Genomic DNA, 21,066 nt, shown 5'->3' on the forward strand with positions numbered 1-21,066 from the left:
TGGGCGAATGCTGCAAAGCGGCGCCGACTGACAGGGATACTGCGATGACCGACGAACAGGTACTGGCCGAATTTCGCGCTGCGGAAGCGCTGCTGGAAGGCCATTTCATCCTGTCCTCAGGCCTGCGCAGCCCGCGCTACCTGCAATGCGCGCGCGTGCTGATGAATCCCGCCCGCGCCGCGCGGCTGGCCGAGGCGCTGGCCCGCAAGATCCCCGACAAGATCAAGATCCAGCTCGGCGCGGTGGTCTCCCCCGCGATGGGCGGGGTGATCGCGGGGCATGAGATGGGCCGCGCGCTCAGCCTCGACGCGATGTTCGTGGAGCGGCCCGACGGAATCTTCCACCTGCGCCGCGGCTTCCGGCTGGAGCCGGGGCAGAAGGTGCTGCTGATGGAGGATGTCGTCACCACCGGCCTCAGCTCGCGCGAAGCGATCAAGGCGGTCGAGGAGGCCGGCGGCCAGGTGATCGCCGCCGCCGCACTGGTCGACCGGTCGAACGGCACCGCCGACCTGGGCGTGCCCTTTTATCCGCTGATCCGGCTGGAGGTGCCGACCTACGCCGTCGACGCGCTGCCGCCGGAACTGGCGGCGATCCCGGCAATCAAGCCGGGCAGCCGGGCGAAAGTCGACGCGTGAGCAGCCATCTGCGGCTGGGCGTGAACATCGATCACGTCGCCACGATCCGCAACGCGCGCGGCGGGCTCTATCCCGATCCGATCCGCGCCGCCGAGATTGCCTGCGCCGCCGGCGCCGACGGCATCACCGCCCATCTGCGCGAGGATAGGCGCCACATCATCGACGAGGATATCGGCCGGCTGATCGGCTCCATCCAGGTGCCCCTGAACATGGAGATGGCCGCGACCGAGGAGATGCTGGCGATTGCGCTGAGGCACCGCCCGCACGCCGCCTGCATCGTTCCCGAGCGGCGCGAGGAGGTGACCACCGAGGGCGGGCTCAACGCCGCCGGCCAGCATAATCATCTGAAGCCGATGATCGCCCGGCTCGCCGATGCGGGCATAAGGGTAAGCCTGTTCATCGAGCCCGACCCCCGTCAGATCGAAGCCGCCGTATCGCTCGGCGCGCCGGTGGTCGAATTCCATACCGGCCGCTACGCCCACACCGAAGGCGAGGAACGCGCCGCCGAACTGCGCCGAATCGCCGATGCCGCCGCGCTCGCCGCCAAGAACGGCATCGAGCCGCATGCGGGGCACGGCCTGACTTTCGACAATGTGCAGCCGATCGCGGCCATCCCCCAGATCGCCGAACTGAACATCGGCCATTTCCTGATCGGCGAGGCGATCTTCGAGGGACTCGGCCCGGTGGTGCAGCGGATGCGCCAGCTGATGGACGACGCGCGGTGATCGTCGGCATAGGTTCCGATCTCTGCAACATCGAACGGATTCAGAATTCTCTCGACCGCTTCGGCGACCGTTTCATCCAGCGCGTCTTCACCGACACCGAGCGCAACAAGGCCGAACGGCGCCCGTTCACCCGCGCCGGGACCTATGCGAAGCGATTCGCGGCGAAGGAAGCTTTCTCCAAGGCGGTGGGCACCGGCTTCAAGGCTGGCGTGTTCATGAAGGACATCGGCGTCGCCAACCTTCCGAGCGGCGCGCCCACCCTGGTTTTGACCGGCGGGGCCAAGGCAAGGCTTGACGCATTGACCCCGGCGGGCCACGCGGTGGAAGTACATCTGACGATGACGGACGATCATCCCTGGGCGCAGGCGTTCGTGATCCTGTATGCGCGCCCGCTGTAAGGAGGGGATCGCGTGAGCGATCGGCCGAGTGACGACATGGACAATGCGAGCGACGTGCCCGCCGCACCGGCCGAACCGCCGGTGGTTTCCAAGAAGCCTGGTACTGACTGGTGGGCGGAAGCGCGCGGCATCTTCTGGCTGATCCTGGCGGTGCTCGGCTTTCACAGCTTCATCGCCAAGCCCTTCTACATCCCGTCCGAATCGATGATGCCGACCTTGATCACCGGCGACCGGCTCGTGGTCACAAAATATCCCTATGGCTGGTCCTATGTATCGCCCAGCTTCCATGTGCTGCCCTTCATCCACGGGCGGGTGCTGGGCCGCCTTCCCGAGCGCGGCGATATCGTCATCCTCAAGCCGCCCCAGGCCGATACCGACTTCATCAAGCGCGTGATCGGCCTGCCCGGCGACCGGCTGGAGGTGCGCGGCGGCGTGGTGGTGATCAACGGCGTGCCGGTGAAGCGGGTGCCCGAGAGCCCGGCGATGATCCCGGTCGACGCCAATGTTCCCTGCGACCAGCCCGAGGTCGCCCGCTTCCGCATGACCGGCCGCGACGGCCAGCTCTATTGCGCGCTGCCCCGCTTCCGCGAGACGCTGCCCAATGGGCGCAGCTATGACACGCTGGACCTGGGCTATATGCCCGAGATCGACGATTATCCGGCGATCACCATCCCGGCCGGCCATATCTTCGTGATGGGCGACAATCGCGACCAGTCCGCCGACAGCCGCGTGCCCGCCTATCGCAACGGCCTCGACGGCCCGGTTCCGTTCGAGAATCTGGGCGGCCGCGCCGAGTTCATCACCTTCTCGCTGGACGGCACCACCAAGCTGTGGAACCCGATCAGCTGGTTCACCGCGCTGCGCGGCGGCCGGGCGGGAACGAGCCTGCACCCGAGCCGCGAGGAGCGTTAAGGGTGTGGGGGCGTTCGGCCCCCTCCCCCGCACACACTAGGGTCGGCCATATTCGGCTGTGTGATCGGTGCGCCCTTTTCATTCCCGCGAAAGCGGGAATCCATCGACGGCGGCCCGCAAGCGGCTCTTGTCCATCGTGACCGTGGATTCCCGCTTTCGTGGGAATGACGCCATCGAGCCAAACCCCGCCCAAAAAATTAGGGGCCGCGTTTTACCGCGGCCCCGTCCTCTCCTATCTCGCGAAAGCCGGAAGCTTACATGCCGCCATGGCCGGGCGGCATCGCGCCCATGCCCATCGCCTGCGGCGGGATGATCGCCTTCACCGTCACATCGAAGACGACCAGCGCGCCCGGCGGGATCTTGCCGGGCACGCCGCGCTCGCCAAAGGCCAGATCGGGCTTCATCCAGAAACGGTATTTGGAGCCGCTGTTCATCAGCTGGAGCCCCTCGGTCCAGCCGGATATCATGCCCTGCAGCGGCATCGGCGCCGGGCCACCATGACGTGCGCTCGAATCGAACACCTCGCCGTTGAGCAGCCGGCCTTCATAGTCGACGAGGACGAGATCATTCGCGGTCGGCTTGGGGCCGTCGCCTTCATCCAATATCCTGTACTGGAGGCCCGAGGGCGTCTCGACGACGTCGCCGCCCTTGTTGTCCGCGAGGAATTCGGCAGGCGTCTTGGCCATCGCCACCTGCTTCTCGGTGCCGATATAGGCCGCGCCCACACCCAGCAGAGCAACCGCCGCGATACCGACCCAGAGCTTGGGAAGCGACCCCTTCGCGATCGGACGAAGGGGAACGGCGGTTACTTCGGACATAGACGGTTCGCTCTCTCAGCCAGGATGGAAACTCCCGCCGCCCGGCCGACCGGACGCCGGGTAAGCCAACTAAAGCTTAGCGGACGCCGTCACGCTCCATCCGCTTGCGCTCGAGCTTGCGGGCGCGGCGGATCGCGGCGGCGCGCTCGCGGGCGCGCTTCTCCGAAGGCTTCTCATAATGACGGCGCAGCTTCATCTCGCGATACACACCCTCGCGCTGGAGCTTCTTCTTGAGCGCACGAAGAGCCTGATCGACATTGTTATCGCGAACGATGATCTGCATAAAAACCCAATTCTCCAATCATCTGCCCCAGCGAGCCATCCACGCCGCCGATCCGACGGTGTCTCCAGCCTTGGAGCAAAAAACATGTCGCCGCGGAATCGCTTCCACGTCGTGAAGCGCGGGCCCTATCAACCAAAGCATGATTCTTCAAGCGAAAGTGACGCTTTGCAGCGAGAACCGCCCCGGCCCGCTCCCCCCACCATGGCACCCTCAATGGGAGGCCGGGTGAGGGAGCCGGCCGGTGGGGCACGTTTCAGCTTTGCTGAAACCGACAAAAACCCGCTATAGCGGGTCATGACAAGGTTCACCGTCAACGGCCAGCCCATCCATTACAGGATGGACCCGGCGACCCCGCTGCTCTGGGCGCTGCGCGACGCCTCCAACCTCACCGGCACCAAATATGGCTGCGGCGCGGGACTGTGCGGTGCCTGTACGGTGCATGTCGACGGCCAGCCGGTGCGGGCCTGCCAGGTGCCGATCGGATCGATCGAGGGCAGCTTCGTGACGACCATCGAGGCGCTCTCGCGGGATCGCAGCCATCCCGTCCAGCAGGCCTGGGTGGCGGAGAACCTGCCCCAGTGCGGCTATTGCCAGTCGGGCATGGTGATGGCCGCCGCCGCCCTGCTCGACCGCAACCGCGACCCCAGCGACGCCGAGATCGACGCGGCGATGACCAATATCTGCCGCTGCGGCACCTATCCGCGCGTGCGGCGCGCTATAAGGCGGGCGGCGCGGGTCATGGCTGGGGGTGAGACGATCGCGGCTGCCCCCCCGCCGGGAATCGATCCCGCCGATGCGGCGCGTGCCGTACCCGCGCTCGATCCGAAGGCGCCCGCCTCCGGCCGGTGAATCTTTCTGTTTGCTGACGACCGGGTTCAGCCGGGACTCAGTCGACGCGACGCATAAGGCAGGCAAGGGTGGCATCATGCCGCCCATGTGGAGAATATTTCCGATGCGTAACCTTTCGAGGGCGATGATCGGCCTGCTGCTCGGGACGGCGATGCTGATCCCGTCCGTGGCACAGGCCCAGGAGCGCGGGCGCGATCGCGGCGACCGTGGCGGCGAGCGTTCGTGGCAGCGTGGCGGCGGCCAGCCCCGCGAGACGATCGGCGGCGATCGCGCGAACCGCGCCGAGATGGCGCGTGGCCGGGAAACGGTGCGGGCGGTGGAAAGGCCGGCGCCGGTGGTGCAGCCCCAGACCAGTGCATCGGATCAATCGCGCCGGCAGTGGCAAGGCGGCAATCGCGAATGGAATCGCGGCGACCGCGGCAATGCCGAAGGCCGGCGCGACTGGGGCCGCGAGCGCGCCAATGACGATCGCCAGCGCGATGCCGCGCGCGGCAGTGACGATAATCGCCGCCGGGACTGGAATCGCGATCGTTCCGATCGCGACAATGTCGGCCGCGACAATGACGGCAACCAGCGCTGGTCGAGCGACCGGCGCGACTGGAACCGCGACGGCCGCGCCGGAGACCGCAACTGGACCAGCGACCGCAACCGCTGGGACAACCGCAACGACGGCCGCTGGGACCGCAACTGGCGGAACGATCGCCGCTACAGCTGGCAGGATTATCGGAACCGCAACCGGCAGATCTATCGCCTGCCCCGCTACAATCCGCCGCGCTGGGGCTACAGCTATCGCCGCTGGTCGCCGGGCTTCCGCTGGGACGCGTGGTATTACAGCTCGAGCTACTGGATAGCCGATCCCTGGCAGTATCGCCTGCCCCCGGCCTATGGCGACTATCGCTGGGTCCGCTATTATGACGATGCGGTGCTGGTGGATATCCGCTCGGGCGAGATCATCGACATCATCTATTCCTTTTTCTTCTAGGCATGAAGTTGACACCTTGATTCACGGATCGGGCCGGGAAGCCCGATCCGATCAAGGTTGGGTTCGGCGAAGAGAGAGTGGCCGAAGGGGGCCCGGTGGCGAAAGCCGCCGGGCCTTTCCTTTTGCGTTGGAGCGGCCCGCGAAAAAGGGCGGGCCGTGGCACAAAATGTCAGGCCCGCAACAATCCGCCTGAAAGCCGCCTTCTAGCTGTCAATTGGCTGACGGAGACGTTCCCGCCGGGTTCAGCCGCGCTGTGCGAATCAGGAACCTGTGATGGCGCCCGAACATTGACGCCGCCACGACCGGTTATCGAAGTCGAAGTGGAGAAGGAGTAATCCGATGCGTACACCAATCATCCTGGCGCTGATGGCCGCGGTCGCGGCGCCCAGCATCGTCCAGGCCCAGTCGCTGGGCGAGGCACGGCAAAGCCAGCGCGAGGTCCGCGAGGAGCGCCGCGATCTGCGCGACGCCCAGCGCTACGGCGACCGCCGCGACGTACGTGAGGCCCGCAAGGACCTGCGCGATGCCCAGCGCGAGGCGCGGCAGGACTGGCGCGATTATCGCCGCTCCAACCGTGACGCCTTTCGCCGTCCCGCCTATGTCGGCCCGCGCGGCTACGCCTATCGGCCCGTCAACCCCGGCTACCGCTTCGCGCCGGCCTATTATGGCTCGCGCTATGTGATCGCCGATCCGTGGCGCTATCGCCTGCCGGCGGCCACCGGCTACAACCGCTGGATCCGCTACGGCAACGATGTGGTGCTGGTGAACAGCCGCACCGGCCGCGTCATCCAGGTGCACAACGGCTTCTTCTGGTAATCCCCGGCCAGAAGACCAAGGGCCCCGGCACTCCCCGCGAGTGCCGGGGCTTCTTGCGTCCGCTGTATGAGGGGAATAGCACGGAACAACGCGACGCCCGGGATATTCTCCAGATGATGATCAGACCCCTGCTTCTTGCCGCTACGATGATGGCTGCCGCCATACCGCCCGGCGCCGCCAGCCACGCCGCCGCGCCGATGGAGCAGACCGTCTCGCCGCAGGACAGTGCCCTGCTCAAGCTGTTCGCCGACAGCGACGAGGCCTCGCTCCAGCGCAATCCGATCAACGCCATCTACCGCGGCGACCTGCGCCACGCCGACCGGCTGGGCGACTATGTGACCGACGCCTATTTCGTCGCCGAACGGGAGGCCGCCGAAGCGGACCTGGCCGCGCTGAAGCGGATTGACCGGGGGAAGCTTACCGCGACCAACCGGATCGCCTACGATGTGTTCCGCTGGCAGACCGAGCTCAACCTGAAGGGGCTGACGCCGGCGATGCTCGCCATCACCGCGGTCCAGCCGATCGATCATTTCTCGGGCTTCCACAACAGCTATCCGGGCTTCGCCTCGGGCGGCGGCGCCGCGCCCTTCCGCACCCTTGAGGATTATGAGAACAACCTGAAGCGCCATCGCGACTATGTGGCGATGATCGACCGCTGGATCGCGAGGTTCCGCGAGGGCATGAAGGCCGGCGTGGTCGAGCCGAAGCTGGTGGTCAACAACATGATCGACCAGATCGACCTGCAGCTCGGCCAGGGGGTCGAGGGATCGACCTTCTACGGGCCGGTGAAGCAATTTCCGGAAGGCATCTCGCCCGCCGACCAGGCCCGGCTGCGCACCGAAGCCGCCGCGATCATCCGGGACGGGATCATCCCCGCCTATCAGCGCCTCCGCACCTTCCTGAAGACCGAATATCTGCCGGCCGCGCGCGACAGCGTCGGGCTGGTCGGGCTGAAAGGTGGCGACCGGCTCTATGCCCATCTGATCGAAAGCAACACCACCCTGCCGCTCAAGGCCGAGGAGGTCCACCAGCTGGGCCTGCGCGAGGTGGCGCGGATCACCGCCGAGATGGAGAAGATCAAGACGCAGGTCGGCTATCAGGGCAGCCTGGCCGAATTCTTCGTCTATCTGCGCGACGATCCGAAGTTCCAGCCCCCGAGCGCCGCCTGGATCCGCGAGGAATATTTCCGGATCGGCAAGCGGGTCGACGCGCGCATCCCCGAACAGTTCTCTCTGATCCCGAAAAGCCCGCTCGAGATCAGGGCGGTGGAACCCTATCGCGAGAAGACCGAGGCGGGCGGCAGCTATCAGCAGGGCACGCCCGATGGATCGCGACCCGGCGTATTCTATTACAACACCTATGATCTGAAGTCGCGGACGACGCCGGGCATGGAAACGCTCTACCTGCATGAGGGCGTGCCCGGCCATCATTTCCAGATCAGCCTGGCGCAGGAGAATGTCGCGCTGCCCGCCTTCATGCGCTTCGGCGGCAACACCGCCTTCGTCGAGGGCTGGGCGCTCTATGCCGAAACGCTGTGGAAGGAGCTGGGCATGGAGACCGACCCTTATCAGCGCTTCGGCGGACTTTCCGACGAGATGCTGAGGGCGATGCGGCTGGTGGTCGACACCGGCATCCACGCCAAGGGCTGGAGCCGCGACCAGGCGATCGATTACATGCTCAGCCACTCCAATATCGGCAAGACCGACGCCACCGCCGAAGTGGAGCGCTACATCGCCATTCCCGGTCAGGCGCTGGCCTACAAGGTGGGCGCGCTGACCATCCTGAGGCTCAAGGCCAGGGCGCAGGCCGAGCTGGGCGAGAGATTCGACCCCCGTATTTTCCATGCGCAGGTGCTCGATAGCGGCGCGCTGCCGATGTCGGTGCTGGAGGCGAAGATCGACGCGTGGATCAAGTCGGCGAAGCAGCCCTGATCCAGGCGTCGCCCCGGCAGAGGTCGGGGCCGGCCTGGGTTCTTTCCCAAGCTGCCTCCGGAGCCGCTGGCGGCCCCGGCCTCCGCCGGGGCGATCAATTACCCCCCTTGTGGCCGCGCCGCATGATACGCAACGGCGCGGCCGACATGCGTCCCGAGGACGCGATGCCAGTCCGAAAGGGGATGGACCGGCACGCCAACGCCGTGTCCTGCTAAGGGTTTCCCCTTAGGCCGAAAAATTAACGTGGATCAGGCGGTTTCAGGCCAGCGCTTCGGCGATCAGGCGGCGGCTGTTGGCAATGCCGTAGAGCGCGATGAAGCTGCCCATTCGCGGCCCCTGTTCCGCGCCGAGCAGCGTCTCGTAGAGCGCCTTGAACCAGTCGCGCAGCGAGGCGAAGCCAAAGGCCTCGTCCTTGCCGATCGCATAGACCTCGTTCTGAATGTCCTCGGCCGATGCGGTGGCAGGCATCTCCGCGAGCTTCGCGTCGAGCGCGCGCAACGCCGCCGCCTCGTTCGCCTCGGGCTTGCGGCGCTTGAGCGTCGGCGCGACGAAATCGCGATGATAGGCCAGCGCATGGCCGATCAGCCGGTCGAGCTCGGGATATTTCGCCGCCGATGCGTCGGCCACATAATTGGCGAGATAGCCCCAGACCTGTTCGGGCGAGGCATCCCCCATCACGCCGACCAGATTGAGCAGCAGGCCGAAGGTCACCGGCAGCGTCCCGGCCGGCACATCCTCCTGCGTGGCGCGGTGGATATGGTGGACCGGATTGCCGAGCCGCTGTTCGACCGGCTGCGCCGGATAGTTGCCCCGGAACTGCCAATATTCGTCGACCGCGCGCGGGATCACGCCCATGTGCAGCTGCTTGGCCTTCTTGGGCTCGCGATAGGCGTAGAAGGCCAGGCTCTCCTCGGGCCCGTAGGTCAGCCATTGCTCGAGGCTGAGGCCGTTGCCCTTGGACTTGGAGATTTTCTCGCCCTTCTCGTCGAGGAACATCTCATAGTTGAAGCCCTCGGGCGGGCGGGCGCCCAGCTCCCGGCAGATCTTCGAGGACTGGGTGACCGAGTCGATCAGGTCCTTGCCCGACATCTCGTAATCGACGCCCAGCGCGACCCAGCGCATCGCCCAGTCGACCTTCCACTGGAGCTTGGCCCGGCCGCCCAGGATCGACTGGGTGATCGTCTCGCCCCCAGGAACACTGGTGTCCTCGAAGCTGACCAGCCCCGCCTCCGCATCGACGACGGTGACCGGCACCTGAAGGACGACACCACTCGTCGGGCTGACCGGGAGCACCGGCGAATAGGTCGCCTGCCGCTCCTTGCGGAGTGTCGGCAGCATGATGCCCATGATGCCGTCATAGTGGCGCAATATGTCCTTCAGCGCCTCATCGAACTGCCCGCTTTCATAGGCCTCGGTCGCGGAACGGAAATCATAGTCGAAGCCGAAGCGATCGAGAAACTCGCGCAGCATCGCATTATTGTGATGCGCAAAGCTCTCATATTTGCCGAACGGATCAGGGATGCGGGTCAGCGGCTTGCCGAGATGCTCGCGCAGCATCTCCTGGTTGGGGACGTTGTCGGGGACCTTGCGCAGGCCGTCCATGTCATCGCTGAACGCGATCAGCCGGGTGGGGATGTCCGACAGCTCCTCATAGGCGCGGCGCACCATGGTGGTGCGAAGAACCTCGTTGAAGGTGCCGATATGCGGCAGGCCCGAGGGGCCATAGCCGGTCTCGAACAGCACATGGCCCTTGGCCGGCGCGCCCTTCTCATAGCGCTTGAGCAGCTTGCGCGCCTCCTCATAGGGCCAGGCCTTGGAGACGAGCGCGGCTTCGCGCAGGGCGGCGGGGGTGATCGCGTCGGACATGGGGCTCCCTGTAGCGCCACCTACCCGCGAATCAACAATTTGGGGATTTGCCACGACAACGCTGAAACCGTCATGCCAGCCCTTCGACTGCCTTGCAGGCGCTCAGGATAAACTTCGGCCCCGCCGAAGGCTGGCATCCATGTCTGCTTCCTGCTCAGAAGTCATCTGGCGAAAGAGAGACATGGACCCCAGCCTGCGCTGGGGTGACGTGGATTTCTGTTCCCTGATCGTTCCATCCTTCCTACATAGGTTTGATGCCTCTCGCCCTCCCCTATCCCGCGCTTCACGCGACCCATGGCGGCATCTGGATCGCCTCGCCGAACGGTGACGTGCGCGGGATCGGGCGGGGCGAGGCGACCGCGCGGGCGGCCGAGACGCCGATGATTGTGCTCAACGCGGCGGTCACCGCCGCCCGGCTGGGCATCGCCGAATTCTCGGGGCTCGACCTGCTCGAACTGTTCGCCTTCGTGCATCCGGCGCGGTTCGCGGTGCCGACGCCGGCCGGCCTTGCCCGTGCCCTGGACCTCACCCCGCCGGTCGACGATGCCCGCGCGCCCGCCTTCCTGATCGAAGCGGCGCAGACGCTGCTCGGGCGGATGGCCGAGCGCGACGACTGGGCCGAGGCCTATGGTGCCTGGAACAGCCACCAGTCGCTTGCCCGGCTGCGCTGGCCGTGGAGCCCCGCGATCGGACAGGTGCTGCGCGAACCGGCCCGGCCCGAACGCGGCACCTTCGCACGTCTGCCCGAATGGGACGAGGCAGGTAGCCGCCCGCCGCCGCTCAACGTCCAGCTCGGCGAGACCGAGACGCTCGACCGGCTGGCGATGCTGGTCGGCGAGCGCGCCGAACCGCGCGAGGGACAGAAGCATTACGCCACGGTCAACGCCCGCACCTTCGATCCGCGCGCGGGCGAAGGGCGGCCCAACCTCGTCCTGGCCGAAGCGGGGACCGGGATCGGCAAGACGCTCGGCTATCTCGCCCCCGCCTCGCTCTGGGCCGAGCGGGCGGGCGGCGCGGTCTGGATCTCGACCTATACCAAGGCACTCCAGCGTCAGCTCGATCAGGAGACGAGGCGCCTGTTTCCCGATCCGGCGATCCGGCGCGAGAAGGTTGTCGTCCGCAAGGGCCGCGAGAATTATCTCTGCCTGCTCAATCTGGAGGACGCGCTGCAGGGCGGCTTCCAGAACCGCGCCGCGATCCTCGCCCAGCTGGTCTCGCGCTGGGCGATGTACAGCCGCGACGGCGACATGGTGGGCGGCGACCTGCCCGGCTGGCTGCCGACGCTGTTCCGCCGCGCCGGCTCCACCGCGCTGACCGACCGGCGCGGCGAATGCGTCTATGCCGGCTGCCCGCATTACCGGAAATGCTTCATTGAACGGGCGGCGCGCGCCTCGGAGGGCGCCGACATCGTCATCGCCAACCATGCGCTGGTGATGATCCTGGCCCAGCGCGGCGCCGATGGCGGCCATCCGCTCGGCCGGATCGTGTTCGACGAGGGCCATCATCTGTTCGACGCCGCCGATTCGACCTTCGCGGCGGCGCTGACCGGCCAGGAGACGATCGAACTGCGCCGCTGGATCATCGGCCCCGAAGCCAAGTCGCGCGGGCGGCGACGCGGTCTGTCGGCCCGGCTTTCCGATGTCGCCAGCTATGACGAGGATGGCGCGCTGGCGATCGAGGCGGCCTCGGCGGCGGCCACCCAATTGCCCGCCGACGGCTGGCTGGGACGGCTCGGCGAGAACCTGCCTCTCGGGCCCGTCGAGCGGCTGCTCGCGGCGGTGCGCGCCAGCGTCTATGCCCGGGCCAGCGCCCAGGACGCCGGCTATGGGCTGGAGACCGACGCCGGCGAACCCGACCCCCAGCTGATCGATGCGGCCCAGCCGGCGATCGAGGCGCTCGAATCGCTGATGCGCCCGATGGCCCGGCTCAAGCAACGGCTCGCTGCGGTGATGGAGGACGGGCCCGACTGGCTCGACGGCCAGGCGCGCGCGCGGATCGAGGGCGCGATCGCGGGGCTCACCCAGCGCGGCCAGCTGGTCGCCGCATGGATCGCGATGCTGGCGCGGCTCGGCGGCCCGCTCGACCCCGACTTCGTCGACTGGCTGGCGGTCGACCGGATCGAGGGACGCGAGATCGACATCGGCCTGCACCGCCATTGGCTCGATCCGTCACGCCCGCTCGCCGAGACCGTGCTCAAGCCCGCCCATGGCGTGCTGGTCACTTCGGCCACGCTACGCGACGGCGAGGACTGGTCGGGTGCCGAGGCGCGCAGCGGCGCGGTCCATCTCGATCAGCTGCCACGCCATGTCGCGGTGCCCAGCCCGTTCGACTATGCCGCCCATGCCGAGGTGCTGGTGGTCACAGACCTGAAGCGCGGCGACGTGGCCCAGCTCGGCCAGGCCTATCAGCGGCTGATCACGGCGGCGGGCGGCGGCACGCTGGGCCTGTTCACGGCGATATCGCGGCTGCGCGCGGTCCACGCCCGGATCGCCGACCGGCTGGCGCGCGACGGCCTCCCCCTCTACGCCCAGCATGTCGACCCGATCGACACCGGCACGCTGGTCGACATCTTCCGCGACGACCCGCACGCTTCCCTGCTCGGCACCGACGCCCTGCGCGACGGCGTGGACGTGCCCGGCGATTCGCTGCGGCTGGTGGTGATGGAAGGGATTCCCTGGCCGCGCCCGACCGTACTTCACGCGGCCCGCAAGGCGGCGGGGGGCGGCAGCGTCCACGACGACCGGATCGTGCGCGCGCGGATGCGCCAGGCCTTCGGCCGGCTGATCCGCAGCGCGCAGGACCGGGGCCATTTCGTGCTGCTCGGCGCGGCGACCCCGTCGCGGCTGCTCGACGCCTTCCCCGGCGGCGTGCCGGTGCTGCGCGTCACCCTCGACGAGGCGGTGGCGCGGGTATCGCGTGGCGCGCCGGTGGCTCCGTCAACCGATGTTCTGCCCGGCCTGACCCAATCCTAGGGCGACGAACCAGCCCAGCACCGCCGCCCCGCCAAGCCACAGCATGAAGGCAGCGGCATCGCCGAGCAGGGCGCAGGCCAATCCGGGCAGGCAGGCCGCCGCCGCCAGCAGGCGACGGAGGCGAACCGGCATTTCACCATCATGCCGGCCGGTCGCGCGGCGGCGTTTGGGATCGCCCCGGCCCAGCAGCACGATCATGACGGCCGAAAAGGCGATGGCGGCGATGGGAAGCAGCAGCGTCATTCCGCCGCCTGCAAGCGGGGGCGGCGCCCGAAACGCGGGATGGAGCCGCCGAACCTGCGCCACAGCATCCAGCCACCGCCCAGCATCATGGCGCAATCAAGGGCGATGATGATCGGCTGGCCCACGGCCATCGCGCCCGCCCAGCCGGGCCCGCCCGCGATCAGACGGAGAAGCGGCAGTGCGACCAGCAACAGGCCCGTCGCGAGGTGCAATCCCCTGTCGAGCAGATCGTTCGAGCGGGCGAACAGCCCGCCGAGGATCGCCACCGCCGAAGCGATCAGGAAGGCGGCGGGCGTCCAATAGACGGCGGTGCCGAGCGGCATGGTGAACAGGAAGCCCACCGCCGAGGCGACCAGCGCGAACGGCAGGCCCAGCCCCACCACCGTCACCGCGCGTTCCAGCCAGCCGAGCGAGCGTGCCCCCTCGCGCCGCCGGACCAGCCAGAGGCGCAGGCCGGTAAAGGTGACGTAGCACATCGCGAAACCCAGCCCGAACCATATCGCCTTCGACAGGAGCCCCGCGAAATGGCCGAAGTGGATCGGCGCCATGATCGCCGCCAGCGTGCCCCCCGTCGAGGGCACCGTGCCGATCGAGGGCTTCGTCCGCTCGAACGCCGCGGTGGGGCCGCCATAGAGCAGGGTCAGCGGCTCCAATCCACCCGGAGCCGGATCGTGGAAGGTCGTGATCTTCGCGTCGGCCCGGCCATAATGCTCGATCGACACGAAGATCGGGGCTCCGCCCGCACGCCGCGTCGCGTCTGCCGCCATGCGGTCCAGATCGCCGATGGGGCGAAGGCTCTTGTCCTCCTTGCCGGGATTGCCGAACACCGCATCGCTGAGCGCCTGCTGGTCGCCACCGAAAGCCGCCATCGCGACGATCGGCACGCCGACCGTGCCGAAGAAGGAGAAGAAGCTGCCGGTGAAGGCGAGCAGGAAGGCGAAAGGCAGGCTCCACGTGCCCGCGACGCTGTGCCGGTCGCGATCCACGAGCACCGGATTGGCCCTCCGCCGCAGGGTGAAGATGTCCTTGAACAGGTGGCGATGGATCAGCAGCCCGGATATGGCGGCCACCAGCATGGCCAGTCCCAGGATTCCGGTCAGCAACAGACCCCAGGGATCGGGGACGTGCAGGCGTACATGGGTATCCACCAGAAAGCTCGACAGCGCATCGTCGTTGCGCGGGCCGAACACCTCCTCCCCGATGCCGCGGACGGTGTTCGCGACACTGCCATCGGCGCCGAGCTGATAATAGACGCCCCGGCTTACCGGCTCGCCTCGCGGCGATAGCTCGTGATGGTGGAAGAAGATGCCGAGCCGGCGATCACCGATCTCGAACATGTCGACGCCTTCATGGTCCCGTGCCGGCGTGCGGGCGGCCAGTTCCCGCACCGTCGCGTCGAACGGCCGGGCGAAGGCCGAACGGGTCTCCACATGACCGGCCGACCAGATGCCGATCTCCTCCGCGAACACCGCGACCATGCCCGTGACCACCACGGCATAGAGCAGCAGGCCGAGCAGGATGCCCGACCAGCCGTGGACGGCCACCATCAGCTTGGTGTCTTCCCTGGACAGGTGGATCATTTGCGGGTCTCCACGTCGCTCGCGGCCGGCGGGTTCAGGAACTGGTTGGCGACGAGGCCGGCATGCAGCGCGAACAGGCCCACCGCCACCGCCGCGACCCGGGCCAGGCTGGAATCCAGGCATGCGTGGAAGAACAGCCCGGCCCAGATCAGCGGCACCAGCACCAGCGGCAGGATCAGATTGTCGATTCCCGCCGCACCGCCGGGCAGCCACAACGCCATCCCGGCCATCACCGCCAGGGCGACGATGACGGCGCCGGGACCGGCGAAGAATATCCGGATCCATCTTCGCCGGCTGGCCATGGCTCCTCCCTCGCGCACTGGCTCCCCCCTCAATATCTGACGCTCAGCGTGGCGAGGATGCTGCGAGGCGCGCCGTGATAGCCCTGATCATAGTTCAGGGCCTCGATATATTTGACGTTCGTCACGTTTCGCAGGTTCACGCTCAGCGACAGATGCCGGTCCAGATCATAGCGGGCGAGCAGATCGATCAGGGCATATTGCGGCTGGGTCACGCGGATCGGCGCGCCGGTGGTGACCGACACCGAACCCGGCTCCAGATAGATGCGGCTCTGATAGCGCAGCGATGCGCCCAGCTTGACAGCCTGAAGAGCGGGCGGCGAATAGGTGAAGTTCAGGCGCGCCGTGCTGCGCGGCACGAACGTCCTCACCGATCCGCCGCCCTCGTCCCGCAAGCGCAGGAGCGTATATCCGCCGGTCGCCTGGAGCCCGGCGACCAGTTCGCCGCCGAACTCGAACTCCACCCCCTGCGATCTTGCATCGACGCCGCGATAGACGCTCTGCCCGATCGTGGTGTCGAAGCCGGCGAGTTCCGCCGTGTTGTTCTGGCGCGCCTGGAACAGGGCGATGCTGGCGGTCAGCCGGCCCTCATTCCATTCCCCTTTCAGCCCGACCTCGACATTGTTGCCTTCGATCGGGTCGAGCAGGCGGCGGTTGACGTCCACCTGGGTCTGGGGATTGAAGATGGTCGCATAGCTCGCATAGGCGCTGATGTTGGAGGCGACGTCCAGCGTCGCACCCACGAACGGAAGGACCCGGGTGCGCTTGTAGTTGGTAGGTGCGCCGTAGGAGAATCCGTCGCTGGTCGCGCGGGTGATGTTGCCGCCCAGCATCACCTTCAGCGGATCGGCCAGGCTCAGGCGGACCAGCCCATAGCCGGTTTCCCGCCGCGTATGCGTATCGAGGCTCAGATCATAGGCGGCCGGGAAGGCCGGTCGCGCGAAATTGCCGTCGAACAGCGTCGCCAGCGGCAGCGCGACGCCGATCGTGGCGAAGTCATAGCTTGAATATTGGCGATAGCGCTGCGCGGCGCGGTTCACGCCGAACATCACCTCATGATCGCGGCCGAACAGCGAGAGCTTGCCGGCGACATAGGCATCGAGGGTCAGGTTGCGGGTCCGCGCCCTGAAGGCACCGGGATAGCTGAACACGCCATCGCCGGTGGCGCGATCGGGATTGCCATAGACGTAGAACAGCTGATCATCTTCGTTGATCGCGCGCCGGACGAGGGTGATCCTCGAATTCCAGCCATTCCCGAAATCATGCGTCAAGTCGCTGAAGATCTGGCGATCGACCACGTTCCAACCCGCCCAGGACGGCCCGGTATTGGCCAAACGGTCGAGATCGATGCGGCTGCCGTCGGTATAATAGAGCGGCAGGGAGCCCCACATAGCGCCCCGCGTCTGGTGGTCCTGGTGGCCATAGCCGGCACTCAGCGTGGTTGCCGCGCCAAGATCGGCCTCGACAATCCCATAGCCCGTCCAGCGTCGCAGGCGGTAGCGGTCGAGATAGCTGTCGGTATCGAGATAGGCGCCGACGACGCGCCCCCGCAGGGCGCCGCCCTCGACCAGCGGAACGCTGACGTCGCCATCGACCCGCTTGTTCTCGAACGAGCCATATTGGACGCTGCCGGAAGCCTGAAGCCGCTTGACCGGCCGCTTGCGGATGAAGTTGACGACCGCCGAAGGATTGCCCGTGGACGACAGCAGGCCCGGCGCGCCCCGCACCACTTCGATATGGTCGTAGATCGCGGTATCGATCGACCCGGTCTGGATCTCGAAGGCGAAGGGCAGACCGATCCCGTCGACCTGGAAGGTCTGGATGTCGAAGCCCCGCGCCGAATATTGGATGCGGTCGGTCTCGACCGCCTGGACGTTCACGCCCGGCACGGTTGCCAGCAGCGCATTGACGTCGTTGAGCTGGAAATCCTCGATCTGGGCACGGGTGACGATGCTGATCGACTGGGGCGTCTCGCGCTGGCTGATCGGGAAGCGGGTCGTGGTGGTCTGGGCCTCCACGCCGTAGATGTTCTCGCGCTCGGTCCGCTGGCCGGTGACGATGATCTCCGCCCCGTCCGAACGGGCATCGGCCGCGTCGGCGGGAACGGCCACGGCGGCCGCGAGCAAGGCAATGACAGCAGACATCTTGGTTGACTCCCCTGAAACGATAGGCCGCGCTTAAGGAAGTATTTTTGTTTTTGCAACGCATTCTCAATAGCAATAAATTTCAATCATCCACGGGATGGATGGCGCGCGCATCGCCAGCCCCTTCCTTCCGACGCTTCTTTCGGGCATCACCGGGGAATGGCGGATGAGGGCGTGGGACAAGTGAAGAAGGTGACGCTGCTGCGGCACGCCAAGTCGGGCTGGGACGACCCCGTCTCCCGCGATTTCGACCGGCCGCTTAACGCCAAGGGCAAGCGCGCCGCGCATCGCGTCGGCGAATATCTGCGCCAGCACGACATCCATTTCGATCATGTCGTCGCATCCCCCGCCGTCCGCGTGGTGGAGACGATCGAGCATCTGGCCGAAGGCACTGGCGAGACGATCGCGCCCGCCTGGGACAAGCGCGTCTACCTCGCCTCGGCGGTGTCGCTCCTCGATGTGATCCAGGAAGCCGACGACCGGTACGACAATCTGCTGCTGGTGGGCCATAATCCCGGCCTGGAGGACCTGGTCCTCATGCTGGTTCCGGACAGTCCGGATGACGCGGCGCGCGACCAGGTCGAGGAGAAATTCCCGACCGCGAGCATCGCCGAGATCAGCTTCCCGGTCGATCGCTGGGAGGATATCCGCCCCAATGGCGGCGCGCTCTCGCTGTTCGTCCGCCCCCGTGACCTGGATCCCGCGCTGGGCCCGGATCAGAACTGAGCTTCCCCCTCTCCCCAACCGGAGAGGAGGCCATCAATCCATGTCGGCGGCCAGCGCCTGGACCAGCGACTCGCGAATCGCCAGCAATTCGGCGCGCGCGGGCGATGGGATGGTGGACTGATTGACCACCAGCACGGGTTGCGGCGCGATGGGCGTGCCGGGCGGCGGAGCCGCCGGCTCGGTGGCGGGGGCCGGCGACACCTTCTGCGCGAGCAGCTTCTGAACGCCCCGGATCGTATAGCCCTGCTCGTTGAGCAGGCTGTGAATGCGCCGCACCAGAGCGGCGTCGGCCGGCCGGTAATAGCGGCGGTTACCCGCGCGCTGGAGCGGCCGAAGCTGCGGGAAACGCGTCTCCCAATAGCGCAATATATGCTGCTGGATACCCAGCTCCGCCGAGAGCTCGCCGATGGTACGGAAAGCGTCCTCGGCTTTCTCTGCGCCGGAAGTCATTCAAAAAACGCCTTAATTTCCGGCCACGATCCGGTCGCGGAGCATCTGGCTGGCGCGGAAGGTGAGCACGCGGCGCGGTGCGATCGGCACCTCGACACCGGTCTTGGGATTGCGGCCGACGCGCTGGCCCTTCTCGCGAAGGATGAAGCTGCCGAAGCCCGAAACCTTCACATTCTCACCCTTGGCGAGCGCGGCGCACATATGCTCCAGCACCTGTTCGACGACGGCCGCGCTGTCGGCCCGGGACAGGCCGATCTCGCGATGCACTTCCTCCGACAGGTCCGCTCGCGTCAAAGTCCCCCGATCCAACGCCATACCGTCCCCCAATTACACTGAGTATCGGCCATCTTACGTTCACTACGAGGCGAATCAAAGCCGATTCCAAAGGGCTTAGGGTGCAAGGCGCTATTTAATACCGGATGGCCGCCGCGCCCCAGGTGAAGCCGCCGCCCATCGCCTCGAGCACGAGCAGGTCGCCACGCTTGATCCGCCCGTCGCGGATCGCGACGTCGAGCGCGAGCGGGACCGACGCGGCGGAGGTGTTGGCGTGCCGGTCGACCGTCACGATCACGCTTTCCGCGGGCAGGCCGAGCTTGCGTGCTGTAGCGTCGAGGATGCGGCGATTGGCCTGGTGGGGCACCACCCAGTCGATGTCGGACGTGGCCAGGCCGGCCGCATCCATCACCTCGCGCAGCACCGAGGCAAGATTGGTGACAGCGTGGCGGAACACCTCCTGCCCCCTCATCCGCAGCTTGCCGACGGTCTGCGTGGTCGAGGGGCCGCCGTCGACATAGAGCAGCTGATTGTGCCGGCCATCGGCGTGGAGCCTCGCGGCGAGCACGCCGCGCGTGCCTTCCTCCGCGCGCAGCACCACCGCGCCGGCGCCATCGCCGAACAGCACGCAGGTGGTACGGTCCTCCCAGTCGAGGATGCGGCTGAAGGTCTCCGCGCCGATCACCAGCGCGGTCGATGCCGCGCCCGAGCGGATCATGCTGTCGGCGACCGTCATCGCGTAGAGGAAGCCCGAGCAGACCGCCTGTACGTCGAATGACACGCAATCGTCGATGCCAAGCGCGGTCTGGACGATCGTGGCCGACGCCGGGAAGGTCTGGTCGGGGGTCGCGGTCGCGAGGATGATCAGGTCAATCTCGGTCGCGGCAATACCGGCCGCCGCGATCGCGTTGCGCGCCGCCTCGGTCGCGAGGGTCGAGGTGGTCTCGCCCTCGCCGGCGATATAGCGGGTGCGGATGCCGGTGCGCTCGACGATCCATTCGTCGGAGGTGTCGACGGTCCTGGCCAGTTCGGCATTGGTCACCTGGCGCCTGGGCAGCGCCGATCCGGTCCCGGTGATCACGGCACGGCGGGCAGTCTCGACGGTCACTCCACCCCTTCCTGCGATGGCTGCGGCTCGACCGCGTGGCTGCGGAAATCCTCCAGGTCGTCGGTGATGCGACGGGTCAGGTCCTGGCGCGCGATCTTGGCGGCCACGTCGATCGCATTGGCCACGCCGTTCGCGTCGGCGCCGCCATGGCTCTTCACCACCAGCCCGTTGAGGCCGAGGAAGACCGCACCATTATGATTGTTGGGATTGAGATGGTGGCTGAGCAGCGCGAAGGCGGGGCGCGAGAGCAGGAAGCCCGCCTTCGAACGCAACGAGCTGGAGAAGGCGCGCTTGAGGAGATCGGTGATGAAGCGCGCGGTGCCCTCCATCGCCTTGAGCGCGATATTGCCGGAGAAGCCGTCGCTGACGACGACATCGACCTCGCCACGGCAGACCCGGTCGGCCTCGATGAAACCGTCGAAGCGCCAGGCGCCGCCGGTCTGCTGACGCAGCATCGCGGCGGCATCCTTGAGCTCGCCGGTGCCCTTCAGTTCCTCGGTGCCGATGTTGAGCAGGCGGACGCGGGGGCTCGCCACGCCGAGCGCGAGTCGCGAATAGGCGGCACCCATCACCGCGAACTCGACGAGGTTCCGGGCATCGCAATCGGTGTTGGCGCCGAGATCGAGCATGACGACGTCCTGGTCGCCCAGCGTCGGCATCAGCGCGGCGAGGGCCGGCCGGTCGATGCCGTGCATCGTGCGCAGCGAAAGCTTGGCGATCGCCATCAGTGCGCCGGTGTTGCCGGCCGAGACGGCCGCCACCGCCTCCCCGTCCTTCACGGCGAGGATGGCGCCGCCCATCGAGCTGGTCTTGGTACGACGGATCGCCTGGCTGGGCTTGTCGTCGCCGGTGATGACGTCATCGCAGTGGACGACCCGCGAATCGGCGATCTGCGGATAGCGCGCCAGTTCGGCGCGGATCGCCGCCTCATCCCCGAACAGGGTGAAGCGCAGGCTCGAATCGCGATCACATGCCTGCGCGACGCCGGCGATCATCGTCGCCGGCCCACCGTCACCGCCCATCGCGTCGATTGCGATTCGCGGTGCCTTGTCCACG

21 protein-coding genes are annotated in these 21,066 nt (G+C 67.2%); 10 read left to right on the forward strand and 11 right to left on the reverse strand.

The annotated features are described in order from the left end of the window. The first annotated feature begins 44 nt into the window (after positions 1 to 44). Genes pyrE through lepB form a run of 4 tightly spaced genes read left to right on the forward strand, consistent with a single transcriptional unit; the run spans position 45 to position 2,670 of the window. Positions 45 to 635 carry an orotate phosphoribosyltransferase gene (pyrE, locus tag CMV14_RS21540; RefSeq protein WP_066965943.1) on the forward strand — a complete coding sequence of 197 codons (591 nt, stop codon included), beginning with the start codon at positions 45 to 47 and terminating at the stop codon, positions 633 to 635. Then, positions 632 to 1,360, forward strand: a complete 729-nt coding sequence (locus tag CMV14_RS21545; RefSeq protein ID WP_066965946.1) for a pyridoxine 5'-phosphate synthase — start codon at positions 632 to 634, stop codon at positions 1,358 to 1,360. Before pyrE ends, CMV14_RS21545 begins: the two co-directional genes overlap by 4 nt. Further along, positions 1,357 to 1,758, forward strand: a complete 402-nt coding sequence (gene acpS, locus CMV14_RS21550) for a holo-ACP synthase (protein WP_066965949.1) — start codon at positions 1,357 to 1,359, stop codon at positions 1,756 to 1,758. The genes CMV14_RS21545 and acpS overlap by 4 nt, the downstream gene beginning before the upstream one ends. Before the next feature lie 36 nt (positions 1,759 to 1,794). Beyond that, on the forward strand, positions 1,795 to 2,670 hold the full coding sequence (gene lepB / locus CMV14_RS21555; RefSeq protein WP_066965952.1) for a signal peptidase I: 876 nt from the start codon (positions 1,795 to 1,797) through the stop codon (positions 2,668 to 2,670). 254 nt (positions 2,671 to 2,924) lie between these two features. Here the strand turns inward: lepB and CMV14_RS21560 are convergent, their stop codons facing one another. Continuing rightward, a complete protein-coding gene (locus tag CMV14_RS21560; protein WP_066965955.1) occupies positions 2,925 to 3,488 on the reverse strand; it encodes an FKBP-type peptidyl-prolyl cis-trans isomerase in 564 nt (187 codons plus the stop codon). Between the two features lie 76 nt (positions 3,489 to 3,564). Further along, positions 3,565 to 3,771: a 30S ribosomal protein S21 gene (gene rpsU / locus CMV14_RS21565; protein ID WP_029548939.1), complete on the reverse strand. Its 207-nt coding sequence runs from the start codon at positions 3,769 to 3,771 to the stop codon at positions 3,565 to 3,567. Between the two features lie 294 nt (positions 3,772 to 4,065). On the opposite strand from rpsU, the gene CMV14_RS21570 reads away from it, so the two are divergent. The 4 genes from CMV14_RS21570 (at position 4,066) to CMV14_RS21585 (ending at position 8,349) form a co-directional block, all read left to right on the forward strand. Further along, the gene (locus CMV14_RS21570; RefSeq protein ID WP_066965958.1) at positions 4,066 to 4,620 is read left to right on the forward strand and encodes a (2Fe-2S)-binding protein; all 555 of its coding nucleotides are present in this window, start codon (positions 4,066 to 4,068) and stop codon (positions 4,618 to 4,620) included. A gap of 103 nt (positions 4,621 to 4,723) precedes the next feature. Next, the gene (locus CMV14_RS21575) at positions 4,724 to 5,602 is read left to right on the forward strand and encodes an RcnB family protein (RefSeq protein ID WP_066965961.1); all 879 of its coding nucleotides are present in this window, start codon (positions 4,724 to 4,726) and stop codon (positions 5,600 to 5,602) included. Positions 5,603 to 5,941: 339 nt separating this feature from the next. Further along, complete coding sequence (locus tag CMV14_RS21580) at positions 5,942 to 6,418, forward strand: RcnB family protein (protein WP_066965964.1); 477 nt, start codon at positions 5,942 to 5,944, stop codon at positions 6,416 to 6,418. Between the two features lie 113 nt (positions 6,419 to 6,531). Then, the gene (locus CMV14_RS21585) at positions 6,532 to 8,349 is read left to right on the forward strand and encodes a DUF885 domain-containing protein (protein ID WP_066965966.1); all 1,818 of its coding nucleotides are present in this window, start codon (positions 6,532 to 6,534) and stop codon (positions 8,347 to 8,349) included. Positions 8,350 to 8,607: 258 nt separating this feature from the next. Here CMV14_RS21585 and CMV14_RS21590 read toward each other — a convergent pair whose 3' ends face one another. After that, positions 8,608 to 10,215, reverse strand: a complete 1,608-nt coding sequence (locus tag CMV14_RS21590) for a lysine--tRNA ligase (protein WP_066965969.1) — start codon at positions 10,213 to 10,215, stop codon at positions 8,608 to 8,610. A 254-nt stretch (positions 10,216 to 10,469) separates the two neighbouring features. Between CMV14_RS21590 and CMV14_RS21595 the strand changes: the two genes are divergently transcribed. Continuing rightward, the gene (locus CMV14_RS21595; RefSeq protein ID WP_066965972.1) at positions 10,470 to 13,187 is read left to right on the forward strand and encodes an ATP-dependent DNA helicase; all 2,718 of its coding nucleotides are present in this window, start codon (positions 10,470 to 10,472) and stop codon (positions 13,185 to 13,187) included. On the opposite strand, the gene CMV14_RS21600 is transcribed toward CMV14_RS21595, so the two are convergent. Genes CMV14_RS21600 through CMV14_RS21615 form a run of 4 tightly spaced genes read right to left on the reverse strand, consistent with a single transcriptional unit; the run spans position 13,152 to position 17,453 of the window. Continuing rightward, complete coding sequence (locus tag CMV14_RS21600; RefSeq protein WP_066965975.1) at positions 13,152 to 13,430, reverse strand: hypothetical protein; 279 nt, start codon at positions 13,428 to 13,430, stop codon at positions 13,152 to 13,154. The two genes, CMV14_RS21595 and CMV14_RS21600, sit on opposite strands and share 36 nt — an antisense overlap. Beyond that, positions 13,427 to 15,010: a PepSY-associated TM helix domain-containing protein gene (locus CMV14_RS21605; RefSeq protein ID WP_066965977.1), complete on the reverse strand. Its 1,584-nt coding sequence runs from the start codon at positions 15,008 to 15,010 to the stop codon at positions 13,427 to 13,429. Before CMV14_RS21605 ends, CMV14_RS21600 begins: the two co-directional genes overlap by 4 nt. Then, complete coding sequence (locus CMV14_RS21610; RefSeq protein ID WP_066965980.1) at positions 15,007 to 15,312, reverse strand: hypothetical protein; 306 nt, start codon at positions 15,310 to 15,312, stop codon at positions 15,007 to 15,009. The genes CMV14_RS21605 and CMV14_RS21610 overlap by 4 nt, the downstream gene beginning before the upstream one ends. Positions 15,313 to 15,341: 29 nt before the next feature. Then, positions 15,342 to 17,453, reverse strand: coding sequence for a TonB-dependent siderophore receptor (locus tag CMV14_RS21615; RefSeq protein ID WP_066965983.1), 2,112 nt, complete (start codon positions 17,451 to 17,453; stop codon positions 15,342 to 15,344). A 183-nt stretch (positions 17,454 to 17,636) separates the two neighbouring features. Here CMV14_RS21615 and CMV14_RS21620 point away from each other — a divergent pair, with 183 nt between their 5' ends. Beyond that, positions 17,637 to 18,179: a SixA phosphatase family protein gene (locus tag CMV14_RS21620; RefSeq protein ID WP_238147317.1), complete on the forward strand. Its 543-nt coding sequence runs from the start codon at positions 17,637 to 17,639 to the stop codon at positions 18,177 to 18,179. A 33-nt stretch (positions 18,180 to 18,212) separates the two neighbouring features. Here the strand turns inward: CMV14_RS21620 and CMV14_RS21625 are convergent, their stop codons facing one another. From CMV14_RS21625 to plsX, 4 genes are all read right to left on the reverse strand, one after another. Then, a complete protein-coding gene (locus CMV14_RS21625; protein ID WP_066965989.1) occupies positions 18,213 to 18,629 on the reverse strand; it encodes a MerR family transcriptional regulator in 417 nt (138 codons plus the stop codon). A gap of 12 nt (positions 18,630 to 18,641) precedes the next feature. After that, the gene (locus CMV14_RS21630; RefSeq protein WP_066965992.1) at positions 18,642 to 18,944 is read right to left on the reverse strand and encodes an integration host factor subunit alpha; all 303 of its coding nucleotides are present in this window, start codon (positions 18,942 to 18,944) and stop codon (positions 18,642 to 18,644) included. Positions 18,945 to 19,038: 94 nt separating this feature from the next. Next, positions 19,039 to 20,010, reverse strand: a complete 972-nt coding sequence (locus CMV14_RS21635) for a beta-ketoacyl-ACP synthase III (protein WP_066965995.1) — start codon at positions 20,008 to 20,010, stop codon at positions 19,039 to 19,041. Further along, the gene (gene plsX / locus CMV14_RS21640; RefSeq protein WP_066966075.1) at positions 20,007 to 21,065 is read right to left on the reverse strand and encodes a phosphate acyltransferase PlsX; all 1,059 of its coding nucleotides are present in this window, start codon (positions 21,063 to 21,065) and stop codon (positions 20,007 to 20,009) included. The genes CMV14_RS21635 and plsX overlap by 4 nt, the downstream gene beginning before the upstream one ends. Position 21,066 lies beyond the last annotated feature (1 nt).

The sequence above is a fragment of the Rhizorhabdus dicambivorans genome, from assembly GCF_002355275.1.
Taxonomy (GTDB): domain Bacteria; phylum Pseudomonadota; class Alphaproteobacteria; order Sphingomonadales; family Sphingomonadaceae; genus Rhizorhabdus; species Rhizorhabdus dicambivorans.